The sequence below is a fragment of the Phocaeicola sartorii JCM 17136 = DSM 21941 genome, assembly GCF_054653615.1.
The window spans coordinates 1,681,951-1,699,482 of record NZ_BAAIFW010000005.1 but is presented as its reverse complement, the minus strand read 5'-3'; the positions used below and the strand labels follow the sequence as shown (position 1 = coordinate 1,699,482).

At 51.6% G+C, this 17,532-nt stretch carries 9 protein-coding genes; all 9 read right to left on the bottom strand.

The annotated features are described in order from the left end of the window. Positions 1-9 precede the first annotated feature (9 nt). A complete protein-coding gene (locus ACYQ0C_RS07095; protein ID WP_016276850.1) occupies positions 10-4,425 on the bottom strand; it encodes a hypothetical protein in 4,416 nt (1,471 codons plus the stop codon). Between the two features lie 12 nt (positions 4,426-4,437). Next, on the bottom strand, positions 4,438-6,867 hold the full coding sequence (locus ACYQ0C_RS07090) for a hypothetical protein (protein WP_139015994.1): 2,430 nt from the start codon (positions 6,865-6,867) through the stop codon (positions 4,438-4,440). Positions 6,868-6,876: 9 nt separating this feature from the next. After that, the gene (locus tag ACYQ0C_RS07085; RefSeq protein WP_016276852.1) at positions 6,877-9,111 is read right to left on the bottom strand and encodes a DUF4906 domain-containing protein; all 2,235 of its coding nucleotides are present in this window, start codon (positions 9,109-9,111) and stop codon (positions 6,877-6,879) included. Positions 9,112-9,144: 33 nt separating this feature from the next. Continuing rightward, the gene (locus ACYQ0C_RS07080) at positions 9,145-11,328 is read right to left on the bottom strand and encodes a hypothetical protein (RefSeq protein WP_016276853.1); all 2,184 of its coding nucleotides are present in this window, start codon (positions 11,326-11,328) and stop codon (positions 9,145-9,147) included. A gap of 115 nt (positions 11,329-11,443) precedes the next feature. Then, entirely contained in the window at positions 11,444-13,015 is a 1,572-nt protein-coding gene (locus ACYQ0C_RS07075; protein ID WP_016276854.1) for a hypothetical protein, read from the bottom strand. Between the two features lie 40 nt (positions 13,016-13,055). Further along, positions 13,056-13,940, bottom strand: coding sequence for a hypothetical protein (locus ACYQ0C_RS07070; RefSeq protein WP_016276855.1), 885 nt, complete (start codon positions 13,938-13,940; stop codon positions 13,056-13,058). 15 nt (positions 13,941-13,955) lie between these two features. Continuing rightward, the gene (locus ACYQ0C_RS07065; RefSeq protein WP_016276856.1) at positions 13,956-15,728 is read right to left on the bottom strand and encodes an OmpA family protein; all 1,773 of its coding nucleotides are present in this window, start codon (positions 15,726-15,728) and stop codon (positions 13,956-13,958) included. A gap of 14 nt (positions 15,729-15,742) precedes the next feature. Then, positions 15,743-16,279: a DUF3575 domain-containing protein gene (locus ACYQ0C_RS07060; protein WP_016276857.1), complete on the bottom strand. Its 537-nt coding sequence runs from the start codon at positions 16,277-16,279 to the stop codon at positions 15,743-15,745. A 175-nt stretch (positions 16,280-16,454) separates the two neighbouring features. After that, on the bottom strand, positions 16,455-17,330 hold the full coding sequence (locus ACYQ0C_RS07055) for a helix-turn-helix transcriptional regulator (protein ID WP_016276858.1): 876 nt from the start codon (positions 17,328-17,330) through the stop codon (positions 16,455-16,457). Positions 17,331-17,532: the final 202 nt, after the last annotated feature.

Genomic DNA, 17,532 nt, shown 5'->3' with positions numbered 1-17,532 from the left:
ATGTAACCGTCACTTCACTTTCTCCAAATAAAAACGTCTCTCGTCCGTATGCATGCCACCGGCTGCCAGCTCCAGCCCGCCACGCAGGATATAGCTCTTGCCATCGCGGGTATCCACCAGGCGCCATCGGCCGTTGTTCCACTGCCCCGTACCGTCCAGGCAAAGCGTGACCTCCGTCTTTTCCGCACAGTACACTCCTACCGGAATGCATCCCGAACCGCTTCCCAACCGCTGTATGTCCAACGCCTGTCCTTCCGACAGGGTATAAACAGCAACCCGCCTGCCACCCGTGGTACGGTCAAGCAATATCCGAGTATCTTCGCCCGGACGGACACCATCGGAAGCACGCTCATCCATCTCTACCAGACAAGACGAGGAACCTCCGCCCGGCGTGCGGACGGTGATACACAGGCTTCCGCCGCTTCCCGGTGTGACGAAACGGTGAACCGCCCTTGCCGTGAGGGCACCGGATTCCAGCATGGCTTCCGTATAGGTGATGGCGCACGTCCGGGTTTCTCCCTTGCCTTCCACCAGAAAACCTTGCAGGGGGGCGATGGAGGTATAGGTCTGTCCGTCGCTGGAAGTCACCCCGCCACTGCCATCGGCCCTCAGCGAGACATATCCTCCCGCTCCGTCCTCCAGTTTGATTGAAGCCACGGAGGCGGAGTTCCCGGCAAGGAAACGGGCGATGTTGACATGGGTCATGAAGGGATTTCCCGCCAGGAAGTCCGTACCTGCCTCATTCTTCAGTTCGACGGATACCGGCATGGCAGGCGTGCCTGTTTCCGGTTCATAGATAAAACGCCCGCCGCGCCCCGTCCGGATGGCTGCATCGTCCGACGTGGCTACCGACAGGTCTTCGTAAATGGAGGTCGGATTTCCGTCCGGTTTGTAATACCAATATTGGGAATGGTATTTAGGCAACAGGAAAGTGTACTGTCCGTTGTCCGTCTCGGCGCCGGGACGGACGGAAAAACCGCAACCCATGTCATAGCGTTGCCGCACGGCATTGAACGGCGCAGTCCAATGGGTTTCTCCCGGTCCCACGGCTGTGGGGGTGTTGGAAGCGGTCATCCCATAAGTGGACTTGCTCCAGAAACGCTGGTAAATACGGGGATAGAAACGGTTTACCGGATAATTGGCATCCGTCCAGCGTGTAAAATAAGTATCGGGCACAGAAGTGCCGCCCGTCGGTGTCCCCACAAACAGATCGCCTGTAGCCATCTCCTTCAACGGGGCGGAAAGCAAACGGTAACCGCCTCCCGGCAGGATAAAGTCCACCCAGGCGGCGTCATACGTGAGGCGATGGGTATGCACCACCTCGGCACCCGGTTCAAAATGAATGCCGGCACACTGGTTTTCGGCTTGCTCCGCCAATACCGGATAACGCCCTCCGAAACGCAACGGAGTGGCGTCGGGATGCTGTCCGTTGAACCACGCTATCGCCGGGGAATCCGAAGGAGACGGGATAATGACATCCGTACATCCCCACGGACTGCCTTCCGACCAATTGCCCCACGTGTTCCAGCCGGTATCCACCGTCCCCAGCCAGAGAGTCTGCAGAGGATGCACCACCGCATGAGCACCGTTATACACCGCCCTTCCCTGCGGAGAGGCATCTCCTATACCTATATAATACTCACCCACCGGCAATTCCAGTTCAAAATATCTTTTCCCGTTTTTCTCCTGCAAGGGGACCGTCACCGTGCGTTGCTGTCCGTCGGCTTCCACACCTTCCACGGCATAATAGAACAAGGTATAGGAGGTACCCGGCTTGCCGCCCGACACGTACACGCTCACCGTGCCTTTGCCTGTCCTCGCTCCGGCAGCGTCACGCGCTTCGCACTGATGTTCGGATATGCCTACATAGGCAAGGTCTTCCGACTCGTCCTCTCCTTCGTCTTCCGCACAGTCGGGAATGCCGTCCCCGTCCGTATCGGGACGCAGGAACACACCACACACCTTGGCGTCCTTCAAAGCGGACAAGAGCGAACCGGTGGTGATTTCCACCCGGTCCACCGTGGTAAAGGGGGTCAGTTCGATGGTGGTATATCCTCCATGCGAAATGACATCGACATCCGCCACTCCCCCTGTTCCGGTGTCGGCTATCGGCACCGAACCGTGAAAGAGTTTCACCGTCATGGCGCTTATCACATCGGCATTCGCTATGGAGCCGGTGGTTTTCAGCAGTACGCCGACGGTCTGATTACCCTCTACCGGATGGAAGCGCAATGCCATGGTGGAACCCAACAGCAGTCCCAAGGTAGTATTGCTCAGCGCACCGGATGTTTTGTCACCGTCCAGGATATGCTCCAGGTCGGCAAACACATTGCCTACTCCCAAGAGGCCGAAACCCAGTTCCAGATGCTCGTAGTCAATATCCAGCCCTGCATTGACGGGATTCATCATCTCCATGCAGGCATCCCCTATGGACAGGTTCTCACAGTCCGCCGCATCAGCCGGCTCATAAAAAGCCCCATAGATGCGCAACTGCTTCACTAGTCCCAAATCCAGCACTCCCGAAGTCCATAGTTCGATGCGGTCGAACTCCCGGTCGGTTTCTATGCTATAGCGTATCTTTCCTTCATCACTGCCCAGCAACCCCACTGATACCGTAGCGTTTTCATCGGCCGTTCCTTTATCCACCTCCGTATTGCCTTTGTACAGCCGGATGCGGAAGAATTGCAACGCGCCCAGGTTGAGCAACTTCTTCGAGGCTTGCAGCACAAAGCCGGTACGCACCCTGCCGCCTTCCTGCGAAGGAGTGACGGGAGTATCCATCCGGATGGCTGTCACGGGAATATTCGACGCCAAATCGAGCAAGCCCGTATAGGTCTGGTAATTGGTATAATCATCGTCCACGATATTGTTCACCCCTTCCGTTCCCAAAGGCAGACAAAGCAGACAGCCGCTGCCATGATCCACCGGTGAAGTGACCACCGCCCCACGGCTTGTATGGGTAATCCATTGGTTGCACGTGGTGGCAGCAGCCACCGTTTTTGTCACCACCACCTCTTGCACCAGTTCCTTGTCCAGATGCTCGGTGCCGTCTATGTGGATACGATACGTGGCGCGTATCTTGTAATCGCCCAGCACACGCATGCCCACCACCCGTTTACCGGACGGAGAGACAGCGGCCGAGGCGCCTGCCGGCTGTTCCACCAGCTCATACGTCACAGTCCCCTTCTGCGGCACAGGCAGATTATAATAATTCCGTGTGGTTTCCCCCCCGGCCATGGAGAAGAAGTTGGTGGGGTCCAGCTCTACCGGTTTACGCAGATAGGCATTGTAAATCTCGCCACCACCTATTTTCACTCCCCCCGGTAAGTGAAGTTTCGCCCGCCGGAAAGGATTCTGGGCTACCATGTTTATTTTCTGTCGGCCACCCGACAATAATTTCAAACTTAACACAGACAGGTTGCCGCCCGCTGTCTGCAACTTTTCTCCTTCCGATGAATAAGACGAAAGCGATGTACTGCCTGCAAGCACATCCAGGCCAAGGAGTTCAGATCCTTTAAAATAGAAACCTACCTCGTAATTTGCCGGAATATCTTTTCCGAAATCCACCGTCACTGAATGAGAAGGGCTCACAATAAAATCCTCATACGTAGCATGTTTGTCCGGATCAATCACATTCTCCGCATCTACCACATTAAATTTATCGGGAACACTGAGTCCTGCCCCGTCATCAAACCAAGAATTTCCGGTCACCGCCGGAATTTCGGGATTATCCCCCACGAATGCATAGCATACCTCAATGGCATCCAGCAGGTTCACATCCACTTTGATCGTCCCCATTCTCACCTCATCAAAATCCGCGTCACAAGTAGCGGCAATCTCACACTCCAAATCCCCCTTTCCGGTAGATGGAAGTGTGAGCAAGTCCAGGCCCAGCACTCCTCCCGAGCCGCCACCCGAAGCGGCCGAACCCACCTTTACCCCCTCTCTATAAAACTCCAGCCAAAAGCCCTTCAATACCTCCGCTCCCAAGAGCTTGCCGCTTTGGGCATTCGGCCGGTAAATGAATCCGGCTTTCTGTCCGGCCTTGTACACGCGGTACATATCTTTGACGGAAACAATCGGAACACCGAGTTCCACCGCCAGCAGCGATCCACTGAAAGACGCCGCATTCGTAAGGTCAATATCCATCAGATTCCCCAGTTTGCAATCTCCCGAACCCACGGCGCTGAGCAAGCCGTTTCCTACCAGATTGACAATGCGCCCGGGACCTATCAGAGGGACACGGGAACTCGCCTGCCACGTGCCATCGGCATTTTGTTTCAAGCTTCCCCCGGTATATGTAGTTTTAGTATCTGAAGCGGCTCTGGACACATCGGAATATGCCGGTATCTCCTCGTCCTGACAAGAGGCAAGAAGAATGCCACAAAAGAACAGCACACTCAGTAAGTTGATCATTTTATCCATCTATCTTCGTTTTTACTGATTAATCTTGGTTGTCGTCCAGCTGTGCACCCACCGATAGGTGTCCTGAACCGACAGGTTAGGATAAGGCAATGCCAGTTGGAACCTGTTCAGGGTATTGCCCGGATATACTTCGGCTATTTTAGCATCCAGTGCCGTCCGGAACGCTTCATAGCCCGTTAACGGAGGAGGCACCTCATGCTCTAAATTCAATACGGCCTCCCAGTCAATCGTCACCTTCAAGGTTCTGGTCCCATCCGGCACGCTCATTCCCGAACCTTCATAATGTAATTCGGCAAACGGCTGGCATTGCACCTCATACCACTCGTTACCCCCTTGGTTGGTTTGAACGGGGATGCCGGCCAATAAGACCCCGTGATTCAAGGTCACTGAAACCAGTCGGTTCTGGGCGGTCTCCCCGGGATTGGACCCCAAGGAACAGATGGAGAAAGCCCCTTCCGTTACGGGATAAACCGCCGGACGGGAGTCATAAGCGGCATTGTAGGCCGCCACCCTGTCAAAACTGAGTTCATTGGCACGTGTACCTTCCGCATAACCTATCGTGGCCGTCTGCGCCGATGTCCAGTCAAAGCACGGTAACGTGGCGGGAGAAGAGGATTTCAAATCGGCCAGCAGCCCGGCCTGTATCCGTCCGCCTATCGTCATGGCGTCGGGAGACGTTCCTTCCTTCGTACTTAAAACGGCATTCAAGCCCTCTTTAACCAAATTCTTGAACTCCCCTGTTTGAATAAGAAATTCCCCACTCAGCATAAACCCATCAGCCAGCAGCTTGGAAACCTCCGCCTGGTAACCATCGTGTACCGCGCCGCCCGCTTGCAGAAGTTCGACATAGACTCCGGATTGGATCAGCGTTCCGAGCGCATCATCTCCGGGCACAGAACTGCATTTCACATCCGTCCGCGTGACCATCCGCTGCAACGTGACCCCGCAATTGCTAGGCACGCGGTGCGGGTCGGAAGCATCCTGCACAATGTCCGCCACCGCCAGGTAAAACATGTTCTCGTCCGTAAAAGCCCGGGAGGGAAGCACCAGACGCGCGTCCGAATACAGACTGCCATCGTTTTCGCCGACAGGCAAATCCACCTGAAAAAGCACCTGCTCGGCGGTGACACCGTCTGCCAGGAAATGGTTGTCGGTATTCGCTACAAATACCGCCCTGTACGCATGGCCTGTCACCAGTGTGTCTTTCAAGGCCTCGCGCTGCGCCCAAGTCATCCCGTTTTCACGGCTCAGCGGCCAACAGGACCCGGGAATGTCGGGAATCCGGCGTTTTTTGACCAGACGGTACTCCTCTTTCTGCTGTTTCTGATACAGTAAATAAATGAGCGACTGTATGCGGCGGTCGGGCATCCCCCCCGCACGGGCCGACAAGGATGTTCCACCGCCCACGGTATAGTCGATGATATATGCCCCCTCCGCTTCGCCGGTGGCTGCCGGATGATCAAAAGGCTGCCATCCGTCCCATCGGTCATCGTCCACACCGATGTGGGCGTCGTTTTCATTGAACCCGGCATAACGCACTTCAAATTCGGAATCTTCCATACCGTTGAAATAAAGGGTGGTGATGGTATTGCGCTTCACGGAAACAAAGGATTGGCCTTCCTCGTCGACCAAAGGAAAGACGGAAGGTGGAAGGCTTTCGTCGGCATAAAATACGTGAATGGAGCCGCCCGTCAGCTGCTGAGGCAGCAGGTTCATGCAGATGGAGTAAGGGGCGTCACTGTCCCACTCCACGGCTTCGCCGCCATATACATAATTCTGCGGATGGTCCGCCAGAATCAGCCCTTGCGCCTCATCGCGCAGGTAAAGACGGGACAGGATATCGCTCAACCGCACTTCTATCTTTTCCACCGGATGCTCGAACTGGTCTTTCAGAATCCCCATGTCAATCACCAGCCTTCCGGTAAGACGGGACAGGACGACATCCTCCGTCAATGCCGTTTCCCCCGCCTTGAGCCACCGGTCCATCACCTGTCTGTACACGGCTAAATCTTCAGCAGGTTGCTGGACCTTACGCTGCAGAACGGGAGAATAATCAATATATAAATGAGTAAAATCATGGTCTTCTATAGACGGGAACACACCGTCCAACTGCGGAGCGCAGATAAAAGCCATCTTATACCACTGGGGAAGCATATCACTCAACGTGTAAGTGACCGCTCCGCCGCCGGTGGTCAAATCGTAACGCCACTCCTGCGGACAATACAGCGGACAGTCATTCATCTCCGGACGGCGGTCGGCCACATAGAGCCGTACCCCCTGCCCCACCGAAGGAGAGGCAACCGTCTCCGTCCCTGTCCGGTTCATCACCTTGAAAGTCAATGAGCCGGGTTCCCCCCCACCGGCAAGCGGACGCTTCTCTTCACACGCCGCCAGCAAGAAAGGAATCATTATTCCAACGATCCAACAAACAGGTTTCATCATTTTCTATCTTTATTTATTTTCAGTAACAGACTTGGGTAACACATCATGGTCTTCGTTCCATCCACCGTCCGGCAGTTCCACCGTTCCTCCGCCCCCTGCGTTCTCATTGCCTCGCCATCCGCCCCGCCGCCTGCAACACAGCACATTGTACTGGCGGTTACGCATGGCCAGCGAACGGTCGCCATCCGCCATCTTCAGGTAATACATGCGCCCGGGGTTCTCGGCATCGGGTCCTGCCGCCGACGGTGTGGACGAATGGAATTTCTCGGTAGACGAATCGAACAGCGCATCCGTGCCGGAATAGCTTTTCAGGGCTTCATACAGTTGCTGCAACTCGCAGATGGCAGGCATATACCACAACACCTCATCGTAATCTATCTTTCCATTGCCATTGCGGTCGCGGTTCTTGTTCACGGCATAGCCCACCGCCACATCATCGGGCAAGATGCCGGTTGCGGTATAAGCCGGATAGGCAGGTTCTTCGTCACCCGGAAAATCGGCCAGCCAGCCGGGAGGCGCTTCCTTGTCTCCATAAAGAGCCATCTGGTAGAGCTTGCGGGTATTGGACAGCCCGTCCCACTGTCCGGTAGAAATCAGGTTGTCCATGGTGAGGCTCCAATACGTCAGAAAGCCCCATTCTATGTTCTTTTTCTCCAGTTTCCGCTCCACATAATAGACATCCTTTATCCATTGCACCTTGTTGGCGTCGTACATCTCAAGCACCACCAGCTGCGCGGGCTGTTGGGTGACAGTGTATGTCTTCCACTCCTTGTCGCCCGAGCGGTAGCGTATGGTTCCCTGCCGGTCGGCAAGGTGGTGGATATTATCTTCCGGCTTGTCCAAATCGGGCACATACTCATCCGTATGAATATAGACGTATTGCAACCCGGCATGGCCCGACAGGCGGAAGGAGGCTTTCTTTCCCTGCGCATGGGGCTCTCCCAGCATGGCGGGCTGATACCAGGCGGAAGTGGACAATTCCAGCCACGGAGTCCGGTCGGGGGCCGACACCTCCATCTCCCAGGCTTCGGGAGCGTACAGCAAAATCTCTGTGGCATTGCAATGCGCATCCAGCTTCTCGTCGTCCTTCAGGGAGGGGTAGATGCTCATTTCGGAAATCAGACCGGACTCAATCCGGCTATCTACCTCATTCACCGAACGGATGGTGACGGTACACGTATATTTGTGATTGCGCAGGACATTGAAGTCTTTGTAATTGTCCTTTCCCACATACACATAATACTTCACTTCATAAACCGTGTGCTGGTTCTGTTCGTACACGCCCTCTATCAGCAGGTAAGTGGCCGCGTGAAATCCTTCTTGTTCCATGACTTTCTTCTTGCGAATCTGCCGCAGCCATTTATCTTTTTCAGCGACCAGTTCAGGCCAATAGGTTGTGTTTCCTTTTTCGTCGGTAATCCCTCCCCTCCGGTTTTCAAACATGCGCAGGGAGGTGCGATAGGTATCCGCATCCACCGCGTCGCGAGTGACGGCAAGACGCTCCGAGAAGTAATCGGCAGCCGCACCGGTCTGGGAATCTTGATAGACGGCATCCTCTGTGCAGGACACCAGCGTATCGACCTGCTCCGTCTCCACAATCCGACTCCTGCGGGGCAGGTTGCAGGCTGTCACCTTGCTGATTTTAAAGTTTTCGCCCGGCATCTGCGGATCAAATCGGATGGTGAAATCCAGATAAGCCGCCAGGCGGACCATGGGAACTGTGATGGTCTTGGGGTTGCCGATATTGGTGACCGACACGTTCTCGGTGGTGCTCCCCGACATGACGTAGCACCCTTCCCGATATACACCCGCTATGGTTTCCGTAGTGACAGTCAGGTCATGGAAAGCCTGTTCGGTGCCTCCCGCAGACTTTACCGTCTCTATCAGGGCGGCAGGGTCTTCGGCATTACACACCGCGCAGACTTTAGCACTGCCTTCGGGCAAATAACAATTGACAAAATTCGCTCCGTTCAGGTTTTGCGACAAGGAGGACAACAGGATGCCATCGGCCTTGAATATGAACAACGCCACATTTTCCAAGGTTGTTTCATTTCCGCCTGCCGCACGGGTAACAATGACCGGCTGTTCCGCCTGTACCAGGCAAACCGCCACTTCCCTGCCTTGCGCATAGTTGCTGCCTCCGGTCTCTTCCATGCAGTCGTCCGTGCAGCAAGTAAATGCAAGACACCACAGTATCAGTGTGCACAACCCAAACACCGGATTGCCGATTATTCCATTCTTCATATCCTTACTTCCACTTTCTTTTTTACATCCTGATTACTTCAACCGACATGCCTGCCGCAAATAATGCAGATTGATATAGGGGCCGTTCCACCCATTTCTGCCCCCTCTGTCCACATCTTCCCATTTTCCGGCAGCGTCCGCCTTGATACGATAAGAGTCATACCCTATTCCATCCGGAGAAGAGCTCCAATAATACTCATCCCGCCGCAGGTTCAATACCTCCTGATTATCCGGACGGAGTGGCTTATCCATGGAGATAAGTCCGGCCATCTCCCCGATAGAAGGAAAGAACCAGCAAGCATCTTGCGCGGTAGATTCCACAAGGGCGTTTCCGCTGACTTCCTTAAACGGATGATGACAGATCTGCAAGGCGGATCCTTTCCAAACACTCTTCCATGCATCCTTTTTTTCTATATTTTCCCAATTTGTCAAGCCATCATAGTCACTCCACTTATATCCTACATAACAAAGGTCGTTTTTTGATTCAAAATATCCCCAGCCATGCACTTCGGCTTTGCCCAGACTCTCTCCGCTCTCCCTATCATATTCATCCCCATAATCCAAGCGAGAGAAACCGGCATAATAATCCTTCTTTTCTTCCTCATTCCAATACTTTACGGTGATGGCATTATACTGGCGTATGTTCAAGGTGTAAGAATGCCCACCGGCAGTCAGCAATATACGGGCGGTACGGTAATCCTGCCGGATATCATCGGCTGTAATGCTTCCGGCCGGTTTTTCCGCATACGGAGCTTTCACCGCATAATGGTTCATGAACAGCTCCATCTTCTTGGAAGTAGGCACAGGGGAGGAATAACTGTGCTCCCAGTTATCCTCCGAACCATAAGGCCGTATCCATAGCCAGTCGCAGTTGGTCGTCGTTTGCTCGTCCGCACCCACATTCAGTATCGTCACGTTCCAATTGTCGGTGTTGTCATCCGGCAATACGGCATTAATGATAATGTCGGTGTGGTCTATGGAATTGAAAATATAGTTATTCGGATTAAATTCCGGTTTCAGTCCTGCCAGCGCATCGGGATTGGGGAAGATTACCTCGTCGGTCACTTCCTCCCAGTCCTTTACATCGAGGATGATCTTATCTCCCGACAAACTGATGGGGGCATCGTTCTCCGTGTTGTTATCCATCCATTTGATGCCGATGCTGTAAATGTGGTTGCTTGCCACATCGAATACTGCCTTTCCGTCTTTCTCCTGCACGGGAAAGCTTTTCAGCAGCTTGTCGTTTTCTCCATAGATATGCAAGGTCAGCGTAGCGTCCGTGGCGCCGCTTTCTCTTTCAAGGGGTAACAGATACACGCCTTTCAGCAGGGTATTGGGCAATCGCTGCACCCCGCTTCCCGGGGCGGGAGGCGCAATCTGGTACGTGCCGTTCTCCACATAGCCTTCGGAGGGGAAAGGGATGTTCATCAAGTTCTCGCTGCCGGAGGCAAAGGTGGCTCCGGTTTCCTCCAAGACCACTTCTTCGGGGGTGGAGGTGGAAGCCTCTTTACGGCGCAGCACCAGTTCGCTGCGTTGCTGGCTGCCCAGTACCAGTTCCATGCGGGTGGTCTTTTTTCCATTGATGGTACAAGGTATATCTTTCACATACAGCAGAATACCGGCTGTGCGGCGTTTCATTTCTATCCGCACTTCGTTGCCGGTGTCGGCATTGCCGGTATGCTGCTGCATGAGCACTCCTCCTTGATAAACAGCGAGAGCCGTTCCCACAAAAAACTCGGATTTCGCAAGGTTAGCGAGGGTTGCCCCTCCCGCTTCATTGAACACGGCTTTGGAAGTTCCCAGCTTCACATCACCGGGCAACGGTTCGTCCGGCAACGCCGGCCATTGGTAAGCAGTAGCCGATTCCTTGTCCATTCCTACCGCCATCAATGTATAGCTTTGTCCTTCCTCCAGCATATAGCGTATTTTGTATTTCTTCGTATAAGTCCCTTCTATCCAGCCCAAATTCTCGCAAGCCACCAGCGACGCATCATCCCCGGTTCCTTTATAGATATACAGACAGGCGGTGGTGACATGCTGCAACGGCTCGGCACTGGACAAGACACTGCGGCCGCCTTTCCCGGCTCCTTCCGCTCCAAAGTCCAGCCACAACACGGCCTCGTGCTTCTTATCCTTTTCCGGCTGAATGTCTTCTGTGCAAGACAGGCATACAAAGGGTAAGACTCCATACATAAGGATATAGACTAATATTCTCATTCGTAACTTTCGGCTAATGGTATCTTTCTTCAATCGGTTTTCTTTATAGAATTCATGGTACCGGAAGAAAAAGCTTCTTCCGATACCATAAAACCTGTTTCAAAAAGGGGACGGATTATTCAATCTCCATCTTGTGTATCAATTCCCAGTTGTCATTGACTTTCAGAATCAAAGTCTGGCCTTTAGACAAATCTTCCGGTTTGTCTTTGTCGGGATCGTAACCGTCGGTAGATTTCACTCCGACTCCATACAGGTGGTTGCGGACAATACTGTATGAATCGAATTTTTCCTCAGAATTATTGCCTGTAAGTACAGCTGGAATACCATCCTTTTGTACTACTTCCACATGGTTGGAGGCAGCGGTAGTACCTAGCTGTTCATCAGTGGAAGAAAGATTGATTCTCCATGATTTGATGATGGTATTTGCTGCTACAATAGGATTGTCTGCTAAAGAAGTGGCATCGCCTGCACTAGCAGTAGCCGGCAATTCCTTAGTTGCCACCAACTGCAATTCCAATGTTTTGGTGTTGGGTACTTTGGTAAACGGAATCACGAACTTACCGGCAAAGACAGAACCCGGCCGGAAATCAACTGTATTTCCACTTCCATAAGGGCTTACCCAGTTATCATTAGGGTTACCTTGCTCATCATAAGCATCCAGCGTACCTAGATAACCGTCTTTAGAAGTATCTCCTTGGGGGAACCAAGATTCCAATTTTATTTCATAGATTTTGTAAGCACCGATAGATTGATTAGGCTCATCAAATTTAGTTTTAAGGGCACTATTTTTATCATTCCATTCTCCTGACTGTGAACCATTCACGATATACTTCACATCTTTACCTGTTTCTTGAAAACTTGAATTAAAACCGGCAAAGATAATTTGATCATTAGCATTGGAAGAAACCAACTGAAGCTTCAAACCTTTGGTATAAGCTAGATAATTGTCTTCACTCACACCTAAAACATCTCCCTGTTTTCCAGCCGGGAAAGTAGGTACATTAGTGAAATAACCGGTAATACCCGATACCTGGCGATGCAAAGTCAATACATTTTCTCCCCCCGTTTTAATGGTGAAACCTCCTTCTTTGTCTATCGTCAGATTTTCCAAAGAACCGGCAAAGACTTCTTCTCCTAAATCAAGGGCTGCCAAGTTCTCAGCTGTTAATGCAGAGGAGACCCAATTAAAATCACCAGTTGTTAAATTTTCAAAATTATCTAATGAAGTCTTATACAATCCGGCATTGGTGTACCCGATGGCATATACCATATAAGTATCCTGCGAACTCTCATCATATTCCAATTTTTCATCCGCACCCAATCTCCATGTGTACTGCTTTCCGTGTCCTCCTGTGGCATAATCCTGACTGACATTCATCCAATCCTCTATCAGCTTTGAGGCAACTACAGTGTAAGTAGGAGCAGGATTACCCGGTGCACATTTTACAATGACAATCTTCACCTTGTCAATCTTCTGAGCCGCTTCCGAGCTATACAGAGGACGTCCTGCGCGAGACACCAGTCCATCGCCCGCACTGGCTACTTTCAACACCACTTCCTGCTCCCCTTTCAGTTCGGGAACTTCCACTTTCGAGTTGTCTACAAGACCACTTTCATCGCTGCATGATGCAACAGATGCCCCCAGTGCCAGCAATACAGCGGCACTGAACAAATTAATTTTTCTCATACTTTTATTTTTTAGTTATAAATGAAATGAACTGTTATAGTCAATCTATATCCATATTATGTTGCGCTTCCCACCGGTCGTTCACCAATACGTATATTTCAAACCCCTTGCCTGTAAATACATACTTCACCACCGCCAGTTCATTGCGGTTTATCGTGATATGGATATTTTCCGGCGACGCCCTTCCCCCTCCGGGTTCTTCCGGAAGAAAGTCCACTTCCAACACCGACCGGTCCTCCTCTACGGAAGGTCCCATCAGCGTTTCGGTGAGCATCCGGTACGGATCTTCCCACGGCGTATGCGTCCGGTGGGTAATCGCCTCGTCATATTGCAAATCGCTTTGCACAAAACTATACACTTGGCTGACCTCCTTGACCGAAGCTGCCACCGGAAAAGGCATATTCTCCGCCAACACAATCAGTTTTCCTTTGGTTCTCTCCAGCTCCACCGTATGGCGGTAGGCGGCATAGCCATACTCCAGCGTGTCCGCCGCCACATAAATATCCTGCAAAGAGGCGTCGTGCTCTTCCAGACAAGCATCGGTAGCATCGCCTTCCAGCGGACGCTCGTCACGCAAGTTCCCCCATACCACCATCCGGTACCTACCAAACGGCAACCGATCCGAAAAGGTAATCCGCTGTATCTTCTCCTCATTGTCCACCTCCATGTGAGGCTTCACCTCCACCTTTTCGCCACTTTCCAGCTCATACAAAGCACAGTAAAGCGTAGATACATAGCTACGGAAAGGCAAATCCTCATCCAGCCGGGAGGCAAGCCCCTGTCTTTCCACATCGTCCACATTGAAATAGTTCTTGTCCTTTACCCCGATGCTTACCTGCAAAGGCGGACAGGGACGTATCTCATCGCGCAGGCACGAACAGCACACCAGCATCAACCCAAGAAGCATACCAACCATCTTTTTCATCCTCTCTAACCGTCTTTAGTGTTTTCTATGAACCAGCATCCTGAACCGGTTGTCTTTTTTATAGGGTACAAAGTCGGGCTCATCGACCGCACGCTTACGCAGACGGTTGTCACGGCACGCCGCCTCCAGGTGGTTGTAAAACTCACTCCTCTTATGTAAACGGGCCGCCAGCAGCGCACGGACATACTCCGCCTTGCAAGACTCGTCGTCCAGCCGCTCCAGCACTTTCTCCGCCTGGTTGTTCTCATTCACACTGAGCGCTATGATGGCACTGTTCAGGTCGACAAACGGTTTGAGCAGCGCATAAGCCTCATGCAGTTTCCTCTGACGCGCCTTGACCAGCCCCAGGTTGTATTTGGCAGAAGGCAAGTCGATATTCTGAAGCAGCTCCGCCGCCTTCTCATAATCATGGGCATACGCATGGGTAGCCGCCAGCATGTTTGTCACCAGGGGCGAATGTTTCGCCAAGGAGGTCAACACCTCTCTGGCTTCCTTCAATCTCCCCTCATTGATCAAAATAGAGGCATAATCACTAGCCGCCGCTTCCGACTGGGGGAAGTAGGTAAGAATGGTACGATATACTTCCATCTTTTCCTCCCCGCCCTTTTTCAAAGCCGCTACCCGCAACAACTCTTCTTCATTGAAAGCATCGGGACGAGACTCGTACAAAGCAAGCAACTGAGCATCGGTTGTAAAACTTTTCATCGTATATGTATAGATATAAGCCACCTTCCGGTCCTTTTGTAAATACTCTTTCTTGATACGGTTCCAGCAGGGAAGGCGGCGGATATACCGTTCGTGCACATCCTCGTCCTTGTCTCCATAAGTCTCCAGTATATTCTTTACCGCCACCGAGTCTTTGTCTCCGGCGGCAGTCATGGCCAGCAGTACCGGCTGCCACCCTTCGGGACGGGAGCTGACACGGAACACCTGCCGCCCGGCAGCATCCAGATCCAACTCTCCGGCAAGCCAATTCTTTGCGGACAGAGCACGGTTACGTGCCAGTGCCGTATTGTATGCTGACGAACCGTCGGCAGAAGCCAGCCCTGTGATAGTGACGGCATCAAGCACCGCCAGCGTATCCTCCACAATCGGCTGCAAGGTATGAAGCATCCCCTCCATTTCCTGACGGTTATCCCCCATTGACAGGTCTATATCCGACTGATTGATAGCAAACTGTAACCGGGCTTCCCCACTTCCTTCCCTTACTTTGGGACGCACCACAAACTCCCGCTTTTCAACCGGCAGACGCCATGTGTCCTCCGTCAATGGGACCAGATTCTGAACAAAGGCGACCTCAACCGTATCCAACCCTGTACAAGCCCCGCATCCATCTGTAGTGACCACCGCCACTATCCGTCCGTTCTCCACTCCTTCGGGCAACTGTACCGTCTGCCTGTAAGGCAAGTGAAAGGCTTGATTTCCCCGTTCCGGCTTCCGTACGCATGCCTCATAAGGATCGGTCTCCTGCTCCAGCACTTGCTTTCGAAGCATTTTCTGACGGAAGACAGGCGCGTCCAGCACCACCGGCAGATACTCCTCTTTCACTTCCGATCCATGACATAATTGCGGCGTGACAATCAGCCGGTTTCTCTTCTTTATATAGTTTTCCGGAATATGAAAGACAAAATCCAGTTGCAGCCGGTTGGTGCTGTCAGGCGTCAGGATATACGGGCCGGAGGTCATTCTTCTCTCTGACAACGGCTGTCCGGTGACAGCACATCCGGCAAACAATCCTCCTGCCACAAGCCCTAAAGCCAGACCATATAAATATTTCTTCTTTCCCATACGCCACATCAAGTTTAAAAAAGATAAACAATGGATACCGCCGCCTTGGTAGGTCCGAAATAATTCTTACGCTTGCGCTCATAACATTTCAGACAAGGAATGCGCTCGCTTTCCTTATACCAAAGATGAGCATAGCCTATGCCCAAAGCCGCCTCAAGATTCCAGTGAGGGGAAAGTATCCAGTCGTAGCCATAAGTGAAGCCTCCTCCCGCCAGATAACCATCGTAACGTTTCTTGCCGAATCCTCCGAAATATTGCGCCCCATGAAGATGAACCCCGGCAAAATGTCCTTCATACTTTTCACAAAACCAGTATTTCGCTTCGGGCTGTACCAGCCAGAAGCGCATCTTCTTGCCGCCGCTGAAGGTCCAAGGATTGTAGGCGGCAGCCAGTTCCACAGTCATTTGATCATTCAAGGCCATCTCCACACCGGCATTCAAAGTCGTAGCCAGCCCGTAAAGTCCATTGATTTTGACCGCTGTATTCTGCGCCGATGTCTTGACCACAAACAGCGCAACCGCTAACACTGAAACAATATAAATTCTTCTCATTTACCGTATTTTATAGTCTGGAGAAAGATCCGAACAGTCTATCAGAGACCCTCATGTCACCTAAGAAAAGACGATGCGATTCTCTTTCTATTCCCCGCCGGCAAAATTACTTGTTTCCAGTCAAGCAAGACTTATCATTTTGGTGCAAAGGTTTACAATTTCAGCGCAAACAAGACTAAGTTCGTAAATTTAAAACCGTATCAAACGAACTGCTTTCCCTCAAATTCTGCGGTGTATCGCCAAAATGCCGTTTACAAAAAGTACTCAAATAAGCTTGCGAGGACATGTCATGTTCTATAGATATCTCCGCAAATGTTTTCTGTCCCAGCACAATGTCCCTGTATATCAATTCCGCTTTACGCTGAGTCATCCATTTGTGCACAGGCTCGCCAAAAGCATCTTTAAAACGACGCTTGAAAGTGTCCGTACTCATGTGGGCCAATTCCGCAAATTCATTGATATGCCGGACAGAACGGTAATTCATCAGCACCATATCTTTAAAGTCCACATCCTTTCCCAGTAAAGGAAAGAAAAAGACCGCCAGCTCTTCCTTACTATAATAGGCACGCAGCAGGATGAACAGTTCCCGCTCTTTCAACGTGTGGTAATGAGCGCAACTCACCCCATCCTGCAAACATTGCCTCAGCAAGGTCATGCATTGGGCCACCCTCTCGCGTACAGGCAGCACGGGAAAATCATAGCTATAATTTTCCGGTATATACCTGGCCAGATCATGGAACGAAAAGCTGCTGCAAAAATCAACGTTGGGCAGAAACGAGCAGCTTATAATAGTGCATTCTTTTATTATTTTAACGTAACAGCAACTGTTACAGGGAAGCAGCAGCATTTCCCCCTCACGCTGATGCCGGTCTCTATAGTTGTTACAAGTAACCCGCGCCTCGCCGGACAAAAGGAAAATCAATACCGACCGGTCCACCTCTATCAGCTGCGGCAAATGGCTCACGTTAAAATGAAGTATCTGAAAGTTTGCAGATGCAAGCATTGTGTAATGATAACAAGTAGTGTGTTCTTCTTTATAAAATAAACTCATAATCTATTCCCTTTTAAGTGATTCATTATCCCCTGTCTTTAGAACTGATTCAAGAATACGTCCTACATAAATTAAACAAATTTATCATTAAGTTAACGATTCTTTCAACTCTGTTTCAAATTTAGAGATTACAAGAAAGAAAAGCAAGAAAAAGATGCTGAAACCGGAAAAAAGAAACCGGAGAAGGGAAAAATGCCAATTG